The 17,848-nt window shown below is 68.2% G+C and carries 11 protein-coding genes, 1 tRNA gene and 3 pseudogenes; 8 read left to right on the plus strand and 7 right to left on the minus strand.

What is annotated here, in order from left to right; all coding sequences use genetic code 11:
- Window position 1 precedes the first annotated feature (1 nt).
- Genes AC1DGC_RS15245 through AC1DGC_RS15265 form a run of 5 tightly spaced genes read right to left on the minus strand, consistent with a single transcriptional unit; the run spans window position 2 to window position 5,376 of the window.
- The gene (locus AC1DGC_RS15245) at window positions 2-1,117 is read right to left on the minus strand and encodes an N-acetylglucosamine-6-phosphate deacetylase (protein WP_449335745.1); all 1,116 of its coding nucleotides are present in this window, start codon (window positions 1,115-1,117) and stop codon (window positions 2-4) included.
- Window positions 1,114-1,890, minus strand: coding sequence for a DeoR family transcriptional regulator (locus tag AC1DGC_RS15250; protein ID WP_259208732.1), 777 nt, complete (start codon window positions 1,888-1,890; stop codon window positions 1,114-1,116). The genes AC1DGC_RS15245 and AC1DGC_RS15250 overlap by 4 nt, the downstream gene beginning before the upstream one ends.
- Window positions 1,891-1,923: 33 nt before the next feature.
- Window positions 1,924-3,252: a D-tagatose-bisphosphate aldolase, class II, non-catalytic subunit gene (locus AC1DGC_RS15255; protein WP_478048272.1), complete on the minus strand. Its 1,329-nt coding sequence runs from the start codon at window positions 3,250-3,252 to the stop codon at window positions 1,924-1,926.
- A 26-nt stretch (window positions 3,253-3,278) separates the two neighbouring features.
- Window positions 3,279-4,205, minus strand: a complete 927-nt coding sequence (locus AC1DGC_RS15260; RefSeq protein ID WP_478048273.1) for an ROK family protein — start codon at window positions 4,203-4,205, stop codon at window positions 3,279-3,281.
- 13 nt (window positions 4,206-4,218) lie between these two features.
- The gene (locus AC1DGC_RS15265) at window positions 4,219-5,376 is read right to left on the minus strand and encodes an SIS domain-containing protein (protein WP_259208738.1); all 1,158 of its coding nucleotides are present in this window, start codon (window positions 5,374-5,376) and stop codon (window positions 4,219-4,221) included.
- Between the two features lie 323 nt (window positions 5,377-5,699).
- On the opposite strand from AC1DGC_RS15265, the gene AC1DGC_RS15270 reads away from it, so the two are divergent.
- The 6 genes and pseudogenes from AC1DGC_RS15270 to AC1DGC_RS15295 all read left to right on the plus strand — a co-directional run.
- Window positions 5,700-9,059 carry a TIM-barrel domain-containing protein gene (locus tag AC1DGC_RS15270; RefSeq protein ID WP_478048274.1) on the plus strand — a complete coding sequence of 1,120 codons (3,360 nt, stop codon included), beginning with the start codon at window positions 5,700-5,702 and terminating at the stop codon, window positions 9,057-9,059.
- Between the two features lie 133 nt (window positions 9,060-9,192).
- Entirely contained in the window at window positions 9,193-12,165 is a 2,973-nt protein-coding gene (locus tag AC1DGC_RS15275) for a TonB-dependent receptor domain-containing protein (protein WP_449335740.1), read from the plus strand.
- Window positions 12,166-12,218: 53 nt separating this feature from the next.
- On the plus strand, window positions 12,219-13,574 hold the full coding sequence (locus AC1DGC_RS15280; RefSeq protein ID WP_478048275.1) for a Gfo/Idh/MocA family protein: 1,356 nt from the start codon (window positions 12,219-12,221) through the stop codon (window positions 13,572-13,574).
- A 230-nt stretch (window positions 13,575-13,804) separates the two neighbouring features.
- Window positions 13,805-13,951, plus strand: a pseudogene (locus tag AC1DGC_RS15285) (gfo/Idh/MocA family oxidoreductase); the annotation flags it as partial.
- 197 nt (window positions 13,952-14,148) lie between these two features.
- Window positions 14,149-14,295, plus strand: a pseudogene (locus tag AC1DGC_RS15290) (gfo/Idh/MocA family oxidoreductase); the annotation flags it as partial.
- Window positions 14,296-14,494: 199 nt separating this feature from the next.
- A pseudogene (locus AC1DGC_RS15295) lies at window positions 14,495-14,641 on the plus strand (gfo/Idh/MocA family oxidoreductase); the annotation flags it as partial.
- A 192-nt stretch (window positions 14,642-14,833) separates the two neighbouring features.
- On the opposite strand, the gene AC1DGC_RS15300 reads toward AC1DGC_RS15295, so the two are convergent.
- Complete coding sequence (locus AC1DGC_RS15300) at window positions 14,834-15,280, minus strand: hypothetical protein (protein WP_478048276.1); 447 nt, start codon at window positions 15,278-15,280, stop codon at window positions 14,834-14,836.
- A gap of 70 nt (window positions 15,281-15,350) precedes the next feature.
- On the opposite strand from AC1DGC_RS15300, the gene AC1DGC_RS15305 reads away from it, so the two are divergent.
- Window positions 15,351-15,893: a hypothetical protein gene (locus AC1DGC_RS15305; protein WP_478048277.1), complete on the plus strand. Its 543-nt coding sequence runs from the start codon at window positions 15,351-15,353 to the stop codon at window positions 15,891-15,893.
- 378 nt (window positions 15,894-16,271) lie between these two features.
- Here the strand turns inward: AC1DGC_RS15305 and AC1DGC_RS15310 are convergent.
- Window positions 16,272-16,348 (minus strand) — tRNA-Arg (locus tag AC1DGC_RS15310).
- Window positions 16,349-16,503: 155 nt separating this feature from the next.
- On the opposite strand from AC1DGC_RS15310, the gene ubiA reads away from it, so the two are divergent.
- Window positions 16,504-17,397 (plus strand): 4-hydroxybenzoate octaprenyltransferase, encoded by an 894-nt coding sequence (gene ubiA / locus AC1DGC_RS15315; protein WP_478048278.1) that lies wholly within the window; start codon window positions 16,504-16,506, stop codon window positions 17,395-17,397.
- The last annotated feature ends 451 nt before the right edge of the window (window positions 17,398-17,848 follow it).

Consider the following 17,848-nt stretch of genomic DNA (forward strand, 5'->3'; position numbering starts at 1 on the left):
CTTAATCGAGCGCGATGTCGTCGCCTTCCACCACCACGCCGCGCACGCGCAGCTCGGTATCCAGCACCACCAGGTCGGCCCAGGCATCCACGGCGATGCGGCCGCGGTCGTCGATGCCGAGGTAGTCGGCGGGGTAGCGCGACAGCCGGTTGGAGGCATCGGCCACGTCCAGGCCCAGCGACACCAGGTTGCGCAGCGCCTGGTCCATGGTCAGCGCGCTGCCGGCCAGCGAGCCGGTGGCCAGGCGCACGCAGCCCAGGCACTTGTGCACGCGCTGCACGCCGAGCGCGTACTCGCCATCGGGCATGCCGGTGGCGGCGGTGGCATCGGTGACGCAGTAGAGCTTCGGAATCGCACGCAGCGCGGTGCGGATCGCACCGGCATGCACGTGCTGCAGGTCGGGAATCAGCTCGGCGTACTCGGCGTGCGCCAGGGCAGCGGTGGCGATGCCGGGGTGGTAGTGGTCCACGCCGGTCATGCCGTTGAACAGGTGGGTGAAGCCAGCCGCACCGGCCTGCAGCGCAGCCACGCCGTCCGCGTAGCTGCCGGCGCTGTGGCCGAGCTGTACGCGGATGCCGAGGGCACTCAGCGCGGGAATCAGCGCCTGGTGCTGGCCGATTTCGGGGGCGAGGGTCAGCACCTTGATCGGGGCGATGGCATGCAGTCGACGCACGTCCTCCATGGTGGCTTCCACCACCAGCGGCGGTTGCGCGCCCAGCCGCTCGATGCTGATGAACGGTCCTTCCAGGTGCACGCCCAGCACCCGCGCCATGCCGGGGCCGCGCGTGCCGATCGCGCCGGCCAGGCCCTGCAGCGCGCGCACGATGTCGTCCTCGTGCGCGGTCATCGTGGTGCCCAGCAGCGCGGTGGTGCCATGCCGGGCATGGGTGCGCGCCACGGTCGCGGCCGCATCGCCGCCCTGCATGATGTCCACCCCGGCGCCGCCATGCACGTGCAGGTCGATGAAGCCCGGCAGGATCAGCGGCACCTCATGGTCTTCGCGCGGGTCATCGTGCGCGGTGTCGATGGCGGTGATGCGCCGGTCGAAGTGGATGTCGCCGCGCACCCAACCAGTAGCGGTGAGAAGGCGGCCATGCAGGGAGCGGGTCGGGGTCATGGTGGGGTCTCGGCGATGATCACTTCGATCCCCAGCCGCTGCAGCCCTTCCAGGTACTCGGCATCGATGCTGGCGTCGGTGATGACCGTATGCACCTGCTCCAGCCGGGCGATGCGGTGCAGGCTGACCCGGCCGAACTTGGAGGCATCGGTCAGCACCACGATCCGGCGCGCGCGCTCGACCATGCGGTGGTTGAGGCTGGCTTCGGCCTCGTGGTGGGTGGTCAGGCCGAACTGCAGGTCCAGGCCGTCCACGCCCAGGAACAGGGTGTCGAAGCTGTAGGTGTTGAGGCTGGCCTCGGCCTGGCTGCCCTGCAACGACAGCGACTGCTTGCGCAGCAGCCCGCCGGTGAGCAGCAGCTCCACGCCGGGCGCGTTGGCCAGCTCCCAGGCGATGTTCAGGCCGTTGGTCATCACCGTCACCTCGCGATGCCGGCGCAGGTGGCGCGCCAGGGTCATCGTGGTCGAGCCGGAATCGATGATGATGTTGTCGCCGGGCTTGACCAGGCTGGCCGCGTACGCGCCGATGCTGTCCTTGATCGGCAGGTTCAGCGCGTCTTTCTCGTGGATGTCCTGTTCCTGCGGCGGGGTGCGCACCAGCGTGGCGCCGCCATGGGTCCGGGTGGCCATGCCCTGCGACTCGATGTGGGTCAGGTCGGCACGGATGGTCACCGCCGAGACGCCAAAGCGTTCGACCAGTTCGCTGACCTGCACGTTGCCGTGGTCCACCAGCAGTTGCAGGATCTGCTGGCGGCGCTGCCGTGTATTGCGCATGGGGGCGATTCCGTTCGGAAGGAAAGCCAAAGCTTACCGTTCCGAAAGCTCCGTGGGCCGGTAAGTTTCGATATCGGCACGTGCACGGTTGCGATTGCAGGCACGGGCGTACTCGCCCAGGCGCTCGGCCACCTTGTGCTGGATCAGTGCCAGCGGCTCTACGGCGAGTTGGCCGGCCTCGATTGCCCGCTGCTGGTGGGGCAGGAACTGGCTGAGCAGGATCTGCGGCGGCACGTGCGTGCGCAGGTTGGCCACCAGCGTGTCCAGCGCCGCCTGCACCGCCGGTTCGCCCCAGTAGTAGCGGCTGCGGTCGCTCAGCGAATACGCGCGCAGCAGGCGCAGTTCGTGGGCGTCGCCGTGGTAGTAGCTTTGCCAGTTGGCCGGTTTTTGCACCATGCAGCGGTCCAGCACCTCGATCACGTTCGAGCATTGCGCGGCCGGCAGCAGCGCGGCTTCGATCATGGCCAGGGCGAACACGGCTTCGCGGAAGGCGTAGGTCGCCGCAGGGCCGACCTTGAGGATGGCGAAGTGGTCGCGGACCAGCGCGTGCAGGCCGGCTTCGGTCTGGTAATCGGTGGAGTGTGCTTCGAACACGATGCGCGGCTGCTGCTCGACGAAGGCCGAGAGGTCCGCGGCGGCGGCGGGGTCGTAGTAATGCACGCTGCTGTGGTCGAAATCCACGCCGGGCTGCACCACCATCGCGATCACGCGTTCCCAGGCCGGCAGCAGGTCCGGCGCGGAGAATGCCTCGCGGTGGATCGCCAGCGTGGTGGCTGCCGCCGCCGGCGTGGTCACCTGCAGGCCACCGGCCAGCGAGGCCTCGCCGCCGGGAATCGGCACTTCGGTGCCGATCACGTACACCGGCGGCGGCAGCCCGTTGGCAGCGGCGGTACGCTCGGCGATACGGGCCAGTTCGGCCGAGCGCGCGGCCACGACGGCATCGGGAAGCGGGGTGGGATCGTCGGCGCAGGACATGCTGCAATCCAGGTGGATCTTGTGGAAGCCGGCGGCCACGTAGGCCTCGATAAGCACGCGCGCATTGGCCATCGCCACCTCGGCCGGGCCCTTCTGCCACGCGTTGGGGCCCAGGTGGTCACCCCCCAGCACCAGCCGCTCGACCGGGAAACCGGCATCGCGCGCCAGTTGCAGCACGTAGTCGCGGTACTGCGGCGGGGTCATGCCGGTGTAGCCGCCAAACTGGTCCACCTGGTTGGAGGTGGCCTCGATCAACAGCAGCGTGTCGTAGCGCAGGGCCACCTGCATCGCCGCCAGCAGCACCTGTTCGTTGCTGCAGCACACGCTGTACAGGCCGACGGGCTGGCCTTGGCGATGGGCGGCGATCAGCGATTGGATGGCGGACATGGATGGCACTCCGTAACAGCGGGGAATCAGCAGGAAGGGTGGTGCTGGCGGGCCAGCAGCGCCGCGCCGCGTGCGCCGCCGGCGTCGCCGAAGGCAGGCGGCAGGATCGGCGGCACGCGCACGCCCTGGAACAGGTAGGGGGCGATCGCGGCGGGCAGGTCGCGGTAGAGCTGTTCCAGCTTGGACAGGCCGCCGCCCAGCACGATCACGTGCGGGTCCACGGCCAGGATCAGGTTGGCGAAGCTGTAGCCCAGCAAGTCGCGATGGATGGCCAGCGCCTGCTCGGCGAGCGCATCGCCGGCCTGGGCCAGGGCCACCACCGCGCCAGCATCGAGCGCATCGCCGCCGCGGCCTTCGTGGATCAGCGCCAGGCCGTTGCCGGAGACGTAGCGCTCCAGGCAACCGCGCAGGCCGCATGCGCAGCCCAGCACCGGCAGCGCGTGGCGCTGCAGCAGCGTGGCCGGGATGCTCCAGTGGCCCCACTCGCCGGCAATGCCGTTGGCACCGGCCACCAGCTGCCCGTCCACGCAGAAGCCGCCGCCGGCACCGGTGCCGAGGATGGCGCCGAACATGCTCGGGTAGCCCGCGCCGGCACCGCCCTGGGCTTCGCTCAGGGCGAAACACTGCAGGTCGTTGCCGAACGCCAGCGGGCGTTGCAACCGGGCCTGCAGGTCCTCCCCGACCAGACGGCCGGTCAGGCTGGGCACGTTCGCGCTGAGCTGGCGGCCGCTGCGGCGGTCACGCACCCCGGGCAGGCCGATGCCGATCGCATGGGCGCTCGAACCGAGCGCGGCGTCGGCATCGCGCACCAGACCGCCGATCGCCTCCAGGAACGCATCGTAGTCCTGGGTGGGCGTGGTCACCCGCTGGCGATGCTGCTCGACCAGGGTGGCGTCGTAGGCCACGAGCTCGATCTTGGTCCCACCGATATCGATGCCGTACCAGCACTGCATGGGAAGGCCCTGCTCAGCCATGGGGATGGATGGTGACGCCCTGCACGACCCGGTTGACGGTGCCGTCGGGGAAGGGGTTGTCCGGGGTCATGCCGAGCGCGGCCGAGCGTTGCAGCGCGTAGCACTGCGGCATCAGCAGCCACAGCGGCGCCAGCCACGGGTCGGCCAGGTCAGGGGCGGCGCTGACGAAGTCGCCGTCGCCGCGGTCATCACCGTCCGGGCCGACCGAAATCACCCGGGCGGCGATCCCGTCCCCGCGCAGTTCGTCCAGCAGGTCCTGCTCGTACCGGCGCGACAGCGGCTGTGCGCTGCGCAGCATCACCACCAGCGTATCGTTGTCGAGCGTGGATTTGGGCCCGTGGCGGAAGCCAAGCGGCGTGTTGGCCAGCGCCAGCACGCGCCCGCCGGTGAGCTCGAGCACCTTCAGCGCGGCCTCGCGGGCCAGCGCCTCCAGCGGGCCGCTGCCCAGGTAGATCACCCGCGAATAGGCGGCCTGGGCCAACGCCCCCACTGCCGCGTCCCATGCCTGCAGGGCACGGTCGGCATGCGCGGCCAGGTCGTGCAGGCGCTGCACGCGCTGCGGCCACGGCGCGGTGTCGAACACGCTCAACGCCGCCAGCAGCATGCTGCTCAGGCTGCTGGTCATGGCGAAGGCACGGTCGCAGCTGGCCGGCGGCATCAGCAGCGACAGGGTGTCGCTGCGGCCCTGGCCACGCCGGGCCAGTTCGCCGTCGGCATTGCAGGTGATGTCCAGGAAGCGCGCGTGGTCCACCTGCGCTCGCACCAGGTCCACCGCGGCCACGCTTTCCGGACTGGAGCCGCTGCGGCCGAACGACACCAGCAGGGTCGGGCGGTCGCGCTGCAGGTACAGCGCGGGGTGGGTCAGCAGGCTGGTGGTGTGGATGGCGCGCACCTCGGCCGGCCACTGCGCATTGATCTGGTCGGCCACCATCTCGGCGATGAACCCCGAGCTGCCGGCACCGGTGAAGATCACCCGCTGGCCGGGCTGGCGCAGCGCCTCGCCGAGGAAGGCGTCGATGCGCGCCTGGGCGGCGTCCAGCCCCTGCGCCAGCGCGGTCCACATGCGCGGCTGCTGGGCGATTTCTTCGGCGGTATAGGCGCCGCCGAGGCGCTGCCACGTGGGCAAATCAGGGAGCAGAGAAGCGTCCATTCGCAATTCCTGTTGGGCGACCGCACCTTCTTCGTTTTCTTTCGAAATGTCAAATATCGAAAGATAAAGAAAAGCTGGATCGATCACAGTTTTTGCTCTCTGTCGTTTGCTCTGATCCGCGGTCGCCGCAGTGCAGCAAGGTTTCACGGCGTACCAAAGCGCGCATTCAGCCGCCATATAGAAAGTGCTACATCAGCACATCTTTCGTTTATAAGAAAATATCCTTCCTTTTTCTTTGCAATTTATTGACATCTTTCGAGACCGTGCCCTAGAGTCGGCCGCACTGGTTTCAGATACCCGCCAACCGCGGGCTTGGGGGCAAGGTGGAATCCCGGTTTCGACGCACTGGTCTGACGATCGCACTGCTGTCCGCGCTGGCCCTGGCCGCGCCCGCCGTCGCCGAGCCGGTGGGCAACCTGCGCAGCATCAGCGCCGCCCCCGGCCAGGATGGCCGCCCCGGTTGGGAGCTCCGCACCGACAGCGGCGCACGTCTGCGCGTGGATCTGCTGCGCGCCGACCTGCTGCGCGTGCAGGCCGGCCGCAAGGGCACGCTCACCCCCGCCGGCGACAAGGCCGCGCCGATCGTGCTGCCGCAGCCGGCGGCCACGGTCGCCTTCCAGCTGGAAGAAGATGCCAGGGAAGTGCGCATCCGCACCGATGCGCTGGTCCTGCATATCCAGCGCCAACCGCTGCGGCTGGCACTGGACCGCCGCCAGGACGGCGCCGATGTCGCGCTGTGGCGCGAACTGCAGCCGCTGGACCTGGACACGCAGCAGAGCCTGCAGGTGCTGTCCAGCGATAGCGACGAGCACTTCTTCGGCGGTGGCCAGCAGAACGGCCGCTTCGCGTTCAAGGGCCGCGAACTGGAGGTGTCCTACTCCGGTGGCTGGGAAGAGGGCGACCGCCCCAACCCGGCGCCGATGCTGCTCAGCTCGCGCGGCTGGGGCATGCTGCGCAACACCTGGAGCGATGGCACCTACGACCTGCGCCAGGCCGACCAGGCCACCCTGCTGCATCGCGAAGACCGCTTCGATGCGTACTACTTCGTCGGCCCGGACCTGCACGCCTTGCTGGACCGCTACACCGCCCTGACCGGGCGCGCCGGCCTGCTGCCGCGCTGGGCGTTCTCCTACGGTGATGCCGACTGCTACAACGACGGCGACAACATCAAGAAGCCCGGCAGCGTGCCCGAGGGCTGGAGCGATGGCCCCACCGGCACCACCTTGGACGTGGTCGACAGCGTGGCCAGGCAGTACCGCGCGCATGACATGCCCGGCGGCTGGATCCTGCCCAACGACGGCTACGGCTGCGGTTACAGGGCGCTGCCCGAGACCGTGCAGGGCTTGGCGAAATACGGCTTCAAGACCGGGCTCTGGACCGAGAACGGCGTGGACAAGATCGCCTGGGAAGTGGGCACCGCCGGCAGCCGCGTGCAGAAGCTGGACGTGGCCTGGACGGGCAAGGGTTACCAGTTCGCGATGGACGCCAACCAGTCCGCGTTCAACGGCATTCTGCACAACGCCGACTCGCGCCCGTTCCTGTGGACGGTGATGGGCTGGGCCGGCATCCAGCGCTACGCGGTGGCCTGGACCGGCGACCAGAGCAGCAGCTGGGATTACATCCGCTGGCACATTCCCACCTTGGTCGGCTCGGGGCTGTCGGGCATGGCCTATGCCAGCGGCGACGTGGATGCGATCTTCGGCGGCAGCGCCGAGACCTTCACCCGCGACCTGCAATGGAAGAGCTTCACCCCGGTGCTGATGGGCATGTCCGGCTGGTCGGCCAACGCGCGCAAGCACCCTTGGTGGTTCGACGAGCCCTACCGCAGCGTCAATCGCGACTACCTCAAGCTGAAGATGCGCATGACCCCGTACATGTACGGGCTGGCGCACGAGGCGGCCACCACCGGCGCGCCGCTGCTGCGCGCGCTGATGTGGGACTACCCGCAGGACCCGCAGGCCTACACCGAAGCGCACAAGTACCAGTTCCTCCTCGGCCGCGACCTGCTGATCGCGCCGGTGTACCGCAGCCAGGCCGCCAGCCGCGGGTGGCGCCGCGACATCCACCTGCCGCAGGGGCGCTGGATCGACTATTGGGATGGCCGCCAGCTGCAGGCCGGCGCGACCGGGCGTGACCTCGACCGCGCCGTGGACCTGGCCACGATCCCGGTGTTCGTGCGCGCCGGCGCCATCATCCCGATGTACCCGGACATGCTCTACGACGGCGAGAAGCCGTTGGATGAAGTGACCTTCGATCTCTACCCGCAGGGCGAGTCGCACTACACCCTGTACGAGGACGACGGCGCCACCCGCCGCTACGAGAAGGGCGAATCCAGCACGCAGCAGATCCACGTGCAGGCACCGGCGCAGGGCAGTGGCCCGGTGCAGGTGCGCATTGATGCGGTGCAGGGCCAGTACGCCGGCCAGCTGCCGAAGCGCCGCTATGCGCTGCGCGTGCTCAGCCGCCAGCGCCCGAGCGCGGTGACGCTCGGCGAACGCACGCTGCCGATGCTCGCCGACAAGGCGGCCTGGCAGGCGGCCAGCGAAGGCTGGTATTTCGACGCCGGCGAACGCCGCGGCACCGTGCACGTGCGCAGCGCACCCACCGACATCCGCCAGCCGCTCAGCGTCACCCTGGCCGTGCCGGTGGCTGCCGCAGCCGCCGACGATGCCTACCCGGCCGCACCGGAACTCGGTCGCGCGCTGCCGTCGGACAGCCTGCTGGTGGTCAACCGCCCGGCCCAGGAGCAGGGCTACGAACTGGAAAAAGCCTTCGATGACGACCCGGCCACCTGGTTCCGCACCGTGCGCAACCAGGCGGTCAAGACCGGCGCCCACGAGTGGGTGATCGGCTTCGGCGAGCGCAAGCTCATCGACGGCATTGAACTGGCCCCGCGCAACGACGCGCACTGGAAGAACGGCCAGATCCGCGACTACGAAATCTACCTGGCCGACAGCAACGGCGAGTGGGGCGAACCGGTCAAGCGCGGCCGCCTCTCCCTCCAGCAGGGCATGCAGCAGATCGACTTCCCCGCCCACGCCGGCCGCCTGCTGCGCTTCCGCGTGCTCAGCACGCAGAACCCCGAGGGCGATGGTGCCAGCGCCGCCGACCCGATGGTCAGCGCCGCCCAAGGCAGCGTGGCGCGCGCGGTGGATGCGCTGCAGCCGCGCGACGTCGGCCCGATCGTGCTGTCCAGCTTCCACGTGCTGGAACACCAGCCGCCTGAAAAGCCGGCGCAGCAGCTGTACCTGTCCGCATTGCCGCTACCGGCCTCGTTGCAGGCCCGCGTGGCCAGCGACCACGCCTTCGGCGGCCAGGCGGAGCTGCGCATGAACGGCCTGCATTTCCGTCGCGGCCTCGGCGTCAACGCCAGCAGCCGCATCGACCTGCAGTTGGGCGGCAACTGGCACCTGCTGCGCGCCGACCTCGGTATCGACGACCAGTGTCGCGCCGCGGGCGGCATGCAGTTCCAGGTCTGGGGCGACGACCGCCTGCTGTACGACAGCGGCCTGGTCAAGGCGCCGGGCGTGGTCAAGCCGGAACTGGACGTGCGTGGCCTGCGGCGCCTCAGCCTGCGCACCCTCGGCGCGCAGGGCGACCGCCCCGCGCAGGTCTGCGGCAACTGGGCCAACGCCGCGCTGATCGGACAGGAGGGCGATACCGCCAGCATCGTGTCGCCGTAACCGCACCACCGCTTCCAGAAAAACAGCTCTCCGTTTCCCGTCTGCGGCCTTTGGGCCGCGGCACGGGGGACGTTTGCCCGAAAACACCCATCCACCGCCAGCCCCACGCTGCGGATCGAACAAGGAGACAAAGATGTTGACCGAACGCCATCGCCATCGCCGCATCACCGCTACCCCCTTGTCCATCGCACTCGGCCTGGCCGTTGCCGTGGTCGGCAGTGCCAGCGCGCAGGACGCCACCCCCGATGCCAAGGCCACCGAGCTGTCGCGCATCGAAGTGACCGGCTCCAACATCCGCCGCACCGACGTGGAAACCGCCTCGCCGGTGCAGGTGATCAGCAAGCAGGACATCGAAAACATGGGCGCGCGCACCCTGCTGCAGGTGCTCGACAACCTGCCCGCGGCACGGCCGGGCCAGCAGGATTCGCGTTCGCTGTTCACCGGCTCCGACGGCGCCTCGCAGGCCAACCTGCGCGGCCTCGGCGCACAGGGCACGCTGGTGCTGCTCAATGGCCGCCGCCTGTCGTACTACGGCGCGCCCGCCGGCTTCCAGACCCAGTTCGTCAACATCGACGCGATCCCGGCCGCGGCCATCGAACGCATGGAAGTGCTCACCGACGGCGCCTCGGCGGTGTACGGCACCGATGCGGTGGCCGGCGTGATCAACGTGATCACCAAGCGTTCCTACCAGGGCGCCGAGATCAGCCTCACCACCGACAAATCCTCGCGGATCAGCTCCTACGGCGAGCACCAGGGCAGCATCACCGCCGGTTTCGGCGACCTGGATGAAGACCGCTACAACGTCTATGCCTCGGTCAACCTGTACCGGCGCGATGCGATTCCGCTGAGCGATTTCTACGACAAGCGCCCCAGCCAGTACTACGTCAACAACCCCAACTACCTGCCCAACCTGCGCCTGGGCACCGGCAGCAAGCCGGGTGAGTTCAACCCCGGCAGCTACTTCGCCTTCGACCCGGTCACCGGTCGCCGCGTGCAGGAGGCCGCACCGGGCTGCAACAACGTGCTCACCACGGAAGCGGCCGGCCCGCGCTGTATCTGGGAGACGTGGATGAACAACGAGATCGATGCCGGCGCCAAATCCGAGCGCAACACCGCCTACGTCAACGCGCATTTCCTGATCGGCGACAGCACCGAAGCCTTCGCCGAGGCCACGTATACCGACATCGATCTCACCGCCAACGGCGGCACCCCGCGTGCCTACGGCACCACCACCGGCAACCCGACCAGCTGGTTCTCGCGCAACACCGGCACCACGGTCAACCAGTTCCTGTACCCGTACCTGGGCCCCAACAACGCGTACAACCACGCCTCGCCCGAACTGCGCGCCCTGATGGGGGGCGTGGTCGGCCTGCAGTACCTGCTGCAGGACGTGGGCGCCAACCACTTCGGCCAGCGCAACACCGACCAGAGCTACCGCGTGGTGGCCGGCCTGCGCGGCGACGTGGGCGACTGGAATTGGGAAACCGCCTTCGCCACCGCCGGCAGCCACTCGGTCACCTACCAGACCACCAACGTCAACCTGGCCGGCTTCGAGAAGGCCTTCGGGCCGTACACCATCGACCCGGGCACCGGGCGGGTGATCATCTCCGACCATCCGGCGTACACGTTCGGCGAGCTCAGCGAAGCCAACGCCGCGCTGATCCGCGAAGCCTTCCCGACCTTCGACATCCAGTCCTGGACGCGGCTGCACACCCTGGACGGCAAGATCGAAGGCCCGCTGTTCAACCTGCCCGCCGGTGAAGTACGCGCGGCGTTCGGCTTCAACGCCAGCCGCGAAACGTTCTACACCCCCGGCAATCCGGACGCGGCCAACGGCCTGATCACCCAGCAGGGTGGGTCGTGGTTCGACGGCAAGCGCAACACCTATGCGCTGTTCGCCGAGACCGTCGCCCCGATCACCGAAAAACTGGAACTGGACGCGGCGCTGCGCGTGGACAAGTACCCCGACTTCAGCGCCAACCTGGCCCCGAAGATTGGCCTGAAGTACCAGATGTTCGACCAGCTGATGCTGCGCGGCACCTATTCCACCGGCTTCCGCGCGCCCAGCCTGGCCGAGTCCGGCAACGGCGGCGTGTTCGCCCAGCTCGGTGGCTACCGCGACGACGTGCGCTGCAACGAGACCAACGCGATTGCCAATCTGCTGCTGAAATCCGGCCGTGGCGGCGATGTGGACCTGGGCAAGACCCTGCTCAACAGCGACTGCAGCCGCACCGTGGCGCGCATGACCCAGCCCAACCCGGACCTGAAGCCGGAAAAGGCCAAGATCACCACGCTGGGCTTCGTCTACGAGCCCACCCAGTGGCTGTCGGTGTCGGCCGATTACTGGTTCATCTACCGCAGCAACGAGATCGTCGCCCCGGACTTCACCCGCGATGAAGACATCATCGCCTCCACCCGCTCGCCGATCACCGACAGCGACCGCGCCAACCTGGCCGCACTGGCGGCGATGTGCGCCGACCCGGCCAGCGGCGTCGCCTGCCCGGGCACGCTGCCCGGCTACAGCGTGGGCAACGTGGCCAGCGTGGTGGGCCAGTACAAGAACCGCGGCAAGACCCTGATCGACGGCTTCGACATCGACGCGCGCAGCCGCTTCACGCTGGGCGACTGGGGCAACCTCAACATCGGCCTGGCCGCCACCATCGCCAACCGCAACCGCTCCTACACCGATGCGGAAAGTGGCTGGTACTACGGCGACCTGGTCGGCTACTACAACAACCCGCGCCTGCGTGCCACGCTCAATGCCGACTGGAACTACAAGCAGGTCACCACCAGCTTCTTCATCAACTACGTAGGCGGCACCAAGTGGGCGCTGCAGCAGATCGACGAGCAGGACAACAACCCGCAGACCTGCACCGCCGGCTACCTGCCGCTGGAGCAGAGCAAGTGCGATGGTGCCCCCTCGTGGTGGACGGCCAACCTCAGCGTGGGCTGGCGCCCGGATGAGCACTGGAACGTCGGCTTCACCATCAAGAACCTGTTCGACCGCCTGCCGTTCTACGATCCGAACAGCTTCCTGGGCGATTCCAGCGATTACGCCACCATCTACGGTCGTGGGTACAGTCTGACCGTCGGTTACAAGTTCTGATGCCTATCCCGCGCCGGTTCCGGCTGGCGCGATCTTCAAACGAGGTACTGTCCATGAAACGTAGGGAATTCATCGCCGCCAGCGCGGCCGTTGCCGCCAGCAGCCTGCTGCCGCAGACGCCGGCCTGGGCGCGCGGGCGCAAGGTACGGCTGGGCCTGATCGGCACCGGCATGCGCGGCCAGGTGCTGCTGACCGAACTGGTGCGCCGCGACGACGTCGAGGTGGTGGCGCTGTGCGACATCGAACCGATCATGCTGGGCCGCGCCCTGGAAAAGGTGGCCAAGGCCGGCAAGCCGGCGCCGAAGACCTACGGCCAGGACCGCGACGTCAATGCCTGGAAGCGCCTGCTGGAGCAGCGCGGCCTGGATGGCGTGGTCATTGCCACGCCGTGGGAGTACCACGCGCCGATGGCCATCGCCGCCATGCAGGCCAAGGTCGCGGTCGGCTGTGAAGTCGTCGCCGGCATCACCCTGCAGGACCATTGGGATGTGCTCAAGACCCAGCTGAGCACCGGCACCCCGTACATGCTGCTGGAAAACGTCTGCTACCGCCGCGATGTGATGGCCGCGCTGCAGATGGTGCGCCAGGGGCTGTTCGGCGAGCTGGTGCACCTGCAGGCCGGCTACCAGCACGACCTGCGCGGGGTGAAGTTCAACTCCGGTGACCCCAACCAGCCTTACGACAGCGGCGTGGAGTTCGGCCCCAAGGGCTGGTCCGAAGCGCGCTGGCGCACCGAGCACTCGGTCAAGCGCAACGGCGAGCTGTACCCCAGCCACGGCATCGGCCCCTGCGCCATGTACACCGGCATCAACCGCGGCAACCGTTTCACCCACATCAACGCGTTCGCCAGCAAGGCGCGTGGCCTGCACGACTACACCGTGGCCAAGAGCGGAGGCACCACGCACCCCAGCACCAGGGTGGCGTTCAAGCTGGGCGACGTGGTGACCACCACGCTGGCCTGCGAGAACGGCGAGACCATCCTGCTGCAGCACGACACCTCGCTGCCGCGCCCGTATTCGATGGGCTTCCGCGTGCAGGGCACCAAGGGCCTGTGGATGGACGTCAACCAGTCCATCCACATCGAAGGGCGTAGCCCGCCGCACAAGTGGGAAGACTTCAAGGCCTATCAGGACCAGTACGAGCACCCGCTGTGGAAGCAGCACGCCGACACCGCCGCCAGCGCCGGCCACGGCGGCATGGACTGGTTCGTCATCCATGCCTTCGTCGAGGCCCTGAAGGCGCGCGCGCCCATGCCGATCGACATCTACGACGCCATTACGTGGAGCGCGATCACTCCGTTGTCGGAGCAATCCATCGCCAACAGCTTCCAGACCTTGGAATTCCCGGACTTCACCGCCGGGCTGTGGAAGCAGCGCAAGCCGATTTTCGCGTTCGACGGGACGTACTGAGCACGAACGCACCGGCCCACGGCCGGTGCTTACAGGGGCGGGTCACCACCATGGGTCGTGCCTGCCACCCCGATCTCGTAGAGCCGACCGTTGGTCGGCTGCGCCTGGCACTGCAGCCGACCAACCGTCGGCTCTGGCTCGGACTGCAGCCGACCAACCGTCGGCTCTGGCTCGGACTGCAGCCGACCAACGCTCGGCTCTGGCTCGCACTGCAGCCGACCAACGGTCGGCTCTACGGCGCCATTACCTGGAGCCCGATCACCCCGTTGCCGGAGCAATCCATCGCCAACAGCTTCCAGACCTTGGAATTCCCGGACTTCACCGCCGGGCTGTGGAAGCAGCGCAAGCCGATTTTTGCGTTCGACGGGACGTACTGAGGACGAACGCACCGGCCACGGCCGGTGCTTGCAGGGGCAGGCCACCACCCTTGGTCGTGCCTGCCACCCCGATCCTCGTAGAGCCGACCGTTGGTCGGCTGCGCCTGGCACTGCAGCCGACCAACCGTCGGCTCTGGCTCGGACTGCAGCCGACCAACGCTCGGCTCTGGCTCGCACTGCAGCCGACCAACGGTCGGCTCTACGGCGCCATTACCTGGAGCGCGATCACCCCGTTGTCGGAGCAATCCATCGCCAACAGCGTCCAGACCTTGGAATTCCCGGACTTCACCGCCGGGCTGTGGAAGCAGCGCAGGCCGATTTTCGCGTTCGACGGGACGTACTGAGCACGAACGCACCGGCCCACGGCCGCTGCTTGCGGGGGCGGGTCACCACCCTTGGTCGTGCCTGCCCCCCCCCAATCCTCGTAGAGCCGACCGTTGGTCGGCTGCGCCTGGCACTGCAGCCGACCAATGTCGGCTCTGGCTCGCACTGCAGCCGACCAGCCGTGGGCTCTGGCTCGCACTGCAGCCGACCAACGGTCGGCTCTACGGCGCCATTACGTGGAGCGCGATCACCCCGTTGTCGGAGCAATCCATCGCCAACCGCTTCCAGACCTTGGAATTCCCGGACTTCACCGCCGGGCTGTGGAAGCAGCGCAAGCCGATTTTTGCGTTCGACGGGACGTACTGAGCACGAACGCACCGGCCCACGGCCGGTGCTTGCGGGGGCGGGTCACCACCATGGGGCGTGACTGCCACCCCGATCCTCGTAGAGCCGACCGTTGGTCGGCTGCGCCTGGCACTGCAGCCGACCAATGTCGGCTCTGGCTCGCACTGCAGCCGACCAACGGTCGGCTCTACGGGGTGCCGCTCCGCGCCTGGGCTACCGCTGCGCGTTCCACCACCAGAACCACAGCGCATCCATGCCGTGGCCCAGGCTGTAATCGCCCCGCCCGGCAGCGATATCCAGCACGCCCTGGCGCAGGCCGGCGAGGGCGGACACGCCCAATCGCAGTACCTGCCGGTCGCCGTGCGGCTGCCACTGCCATGCACCGCTGTCTTCATCGAGGATCAGCTGCATCCTCTGCGGCGCGACCCAGCGCGCATCGCGGTTGTTCGGCACCGCCAGCTGCGCGGGGCCGGGCGCGGACAGCCGCAGCGTCCGGCTCGCCCCGGCTCCCTCGGTGTGCAACGCGTCCAGCAGTGTCAGCAGCGACGCGCACCCCTCTGCATCGGCGGTCAGCTGCCAACCCGGGAAATTGCGCGCGTTGTCGCGATAGCGCCAGAGCGACACCGTGCCGTGCTGCTGCCATGCGTGTGAAGGCTTCATGCCCCAAGTCTGCGACCGCCCCTGTGGCCCTGCAAGCGGAGGGAGTATCGAACCGACCAGTGAATCGGCGATGATGGCCGTGACCTACGTTCGCAACGGACTGCGCCACATGTCATTCAAATCGATTCGTCGTCTGAACCCGCTGGGTTTCATCATCCTGCTCGCCTTGGGCATTGCCGTGGTAGCGATGGTGGCAACGCAACGTAACGAGGGGCTGGCGCCACGCGCCGCCTTGGCAGAGGCCAGCGGGCGCGTGCAATCGGTGCGCGTGAATGATGAAGGGATCGACTTCAGCCTGGAGGGCAGCGACGTTGCCTTCCGCTACCCGCTCAACGCCGATGACCGCATGGAGCGCGTGCATCGCGCCCTGCGCAGCGCCGGCACGCGCACGGTCACGGTGTTGTACCTGCCCGCCGGCGGCAGCGATCAGCAGCTGCACCGGCCGGTCAACCAGCTTGCCGTTGGCGACCTGATGGTGCGCTCGTACGCCCAGGTCAAGGAATCGTGGGACAGGAGACGGATCGCGGGCCGATGGGTGGCCGGTGCAATGCTGGTGAGCGCGCTGGGATTGGCCTGGGTCGGCCTGTTCGGCCTCTACCCGCGTCAGCGCTGAAGCCCCCCGGCCGGCACGTCGCCGGCCCTTGCGGAAGTGGTGGGCATTCGAGCCTCGACCGTTGGCGTCGAGTGTCGCGTCTCCATCCCCTGCGTCTCTGTGCGCCGGCACCACCGTTGCGCCTGCTGAAGCCTTTCAACCCGCGACGCAGCTCTGCGAGGCGGCCACCAATGAAGCGTGCAGCATCGGTATCAGCGGAATACAGGCCGAGACCGAAGGTGTGCCGTGCTGGCACGGCGATGCCCATGGCGCGGGTCCACTCAATGCCAACAAGGCAGGGAGGTCGGCGGATTGATCCTGTGGCACCGGGATCGCAATGACTGCGATGCAGGTGAGATTTCCGGCAGAAAAGGCGGCTGAATACCGCGAAGGCAAGGATGGTGCGCCCGGAGGGATTCGAACCCCCGACCAATGGCTTCGGAAGCCACTACTCTATCCGGCTGAGCTACGAGCGCGTTGTCCTGCAATCCCGGGTGCCTGTGTGGGCCACCACTTCGCCTTGGCGGCGCGGGGACGAGCATTCTAGCCGCAAACGCGGCGCAGGTCTGCCCCCCTTCCAATTCCCCGCCAGGGCAACGCCGGTCGCCGGCCGGGGCGGTATCCTTTGCAGATGGCTTACGAACGTTTTGAAGTCCCCGCCGGCGGTGCACCATCGCGCTGGGGCCAGTACTGGAAACTGATGCGCGCCGATCGCCCGATCGGCACCCTGCTGCTGCTGTGGCCCACCTGGTGGGCGTTGTGGCTGGCCGCCGGCGGCCTGCCGCCGCTGTGGATCCTGTTCGTGTTCAGCGCCGGGGTCTGGCTGACGCGTTCGGCTGGCTGCGTCATCAACGACTACGCCGACCGCTGGCTGGACCCGCACGTCAAGCGCACCAAGGACCGCCCCCTGGCCAGCGGCCGGGTCAAGGGCCGCGAGGCGCTGGTGCTGTTTGCGGTGCTGATGCTGGTCGCCTTCGCGCTGGTGCTCACCCTGAACGCGTTGACCATCGGCATGAGCTTCATCGGCATCTTCCTGGCCGCCAGTTACCCCTACCTCAAGCGCTACACCCATCTGCCCCAGGTCTACCTGGGCATGGCCTTCGGCTGGGGCATCCCGATGGCCTTCGCCGCCGTGCAGGGCGAGGTGCCGGTGATCGGCTGGCTGCTGTATGGCGCCAACATCCTGTGGTCCACCGCGTACGACACCTGGTATGCCATGGTCGACCGCGACGATGACCTCACGATGGGCTCGCATTCCACCGCCATCCTGTTCGGCGACCTGGACCTGGTCATCCAGGGCATCCTGTACGCCCTGTTCCTGGGCACCATGGGCCTGGTCGGCATGCGCGCCGGGTTGGGCAGCGCGTACTGGCTGTCGCTCGGCGTGGCCGCGCTGCTGATCGTCTACGAATTCATGATCTGCCAGAAGCGCGAGCGCGACGCCTGCTTCAAGGCCTTCCTGCACAACAACTGGGTGGGGGCCACGCTGTTCGCCGGCATCGCCGCCGCCCTGGCGTTCCATTGAAGGCAGGCCGCGGCCAACCGCTCATGACCCGGTAGTGCCGAGCCACGCTCGGCAGCCCGTAACCCAGCAGGATCATGACCCGGTAGTGCCAAGCCACGCTCGGCAGCCCGTAACCCAGCAGGATCATGACCCGGTAGTGCCGAGCCACGCTCGGCAGCCCGTAACCCAGCAGGGTCATGACCGGTAGTGCCGAGCCACGCTCGGCAGCCCGTAACCCAGCAGGGTCATGACCCGGTAGTGCCGAGCCACGCTCGGCAGCCCCCAAACCAGCAGGATCATGACCGCTAGTGCCGAGCCACGCTCGGCAGCCCGTAACCCAGCAGGGTCATGACCCGGTAGTGCCGAGCCACGCTCGGCAGCCCGTAACCCGGCAGGATCATGACCGGTAATGCCGAGCCACGCTCGGCAGCCCGTAACCCAGCAGGGTCATGACCCGGTAGTGCCGAGCCAC

Source organism: Stenotrophomonas sp. 05N37 (assembly GCF_056397365.1).

What these genes read in the sequence shown, in the direction of transcription:
- AC1DGC_RS15260 (WP_478048273.1), bottom strand. Translation starts at nt 4,205, where the DNA reads ATGCAGTGCTGGTACGGCATCGATATCGGTGGGACCAAGATCGAGCTC.
- AC1DGC_RS15280 (WP_478048275.1), top strand. Translation starts at nt 12,219, where the DNA reads ATGAAACGTAGGGAATTCATCGCCGCCAGCGCGGCCGTTGCCGCCAGC.
- AC1DGC_RS15275 (WP_449335740.1), top strand. Translation starts at nt 9,193, where the DNA reads ATGTTGACCGAACGCCATCGCCATCGCCGCATCACCGCTACCCCCTTG.
- AC1DGC_RS15300 (WP_478048276.1), bottom strand. Translation starts at nt 15,280, where the DNA reads ATGAAGCCTTCACACGCATGGCAGCAGCACGGCACGGTGTCGCTCTGG.
- AC1DGC_RS15250 (WP_259208732.1), bottom strand. Translation starts at nt 1,890, where the DNA reads ATGCGCAATACACGGCAGCGCCGCCAGCAGATCCTGCAACTGCTGGTG.
- AC1DGC_RS15255 (WP_478048272.1), bottom strand. Translation starts at nt 3,252, where the DNA reads ATGTCCGCCATCCAATCGCTGATCGCCGCCCATCGCCAAGGCCAGCCC.
- ubiA (WP_478048278.1), top strand. Translation starts at nt 16,504, where the DNA reads ATGGCTTACGAACGTTTTGAAGTCCCCGCCGGCGGTGCACCATCGCGC.
- AC1DGC_RS15305 (WP_478048277.1), top strand. Translation starts at nt 15,351, where the DNA reads ATGATGGCCGTGACCTACGTTCGCAACGGACTGCGCCACATGTCATTC.
- AC1DGC_RS15265 (WP_259208738.1), bottom strand. Translation starts at nt 5,376, where the DNA reads ATGGACGCTTCTCTGCTCCCTGATTTGCCCACGTGGCAGCGCCTCGGC.
- AC1DGC_RS15245 (WP_449335745.1), bottom strand. Translation starts at nt 1,117, where the DNA reads ATGACCCCGACCCGCTCCCTGCATGGCCGCCTTCTCACCGCTACTGGT.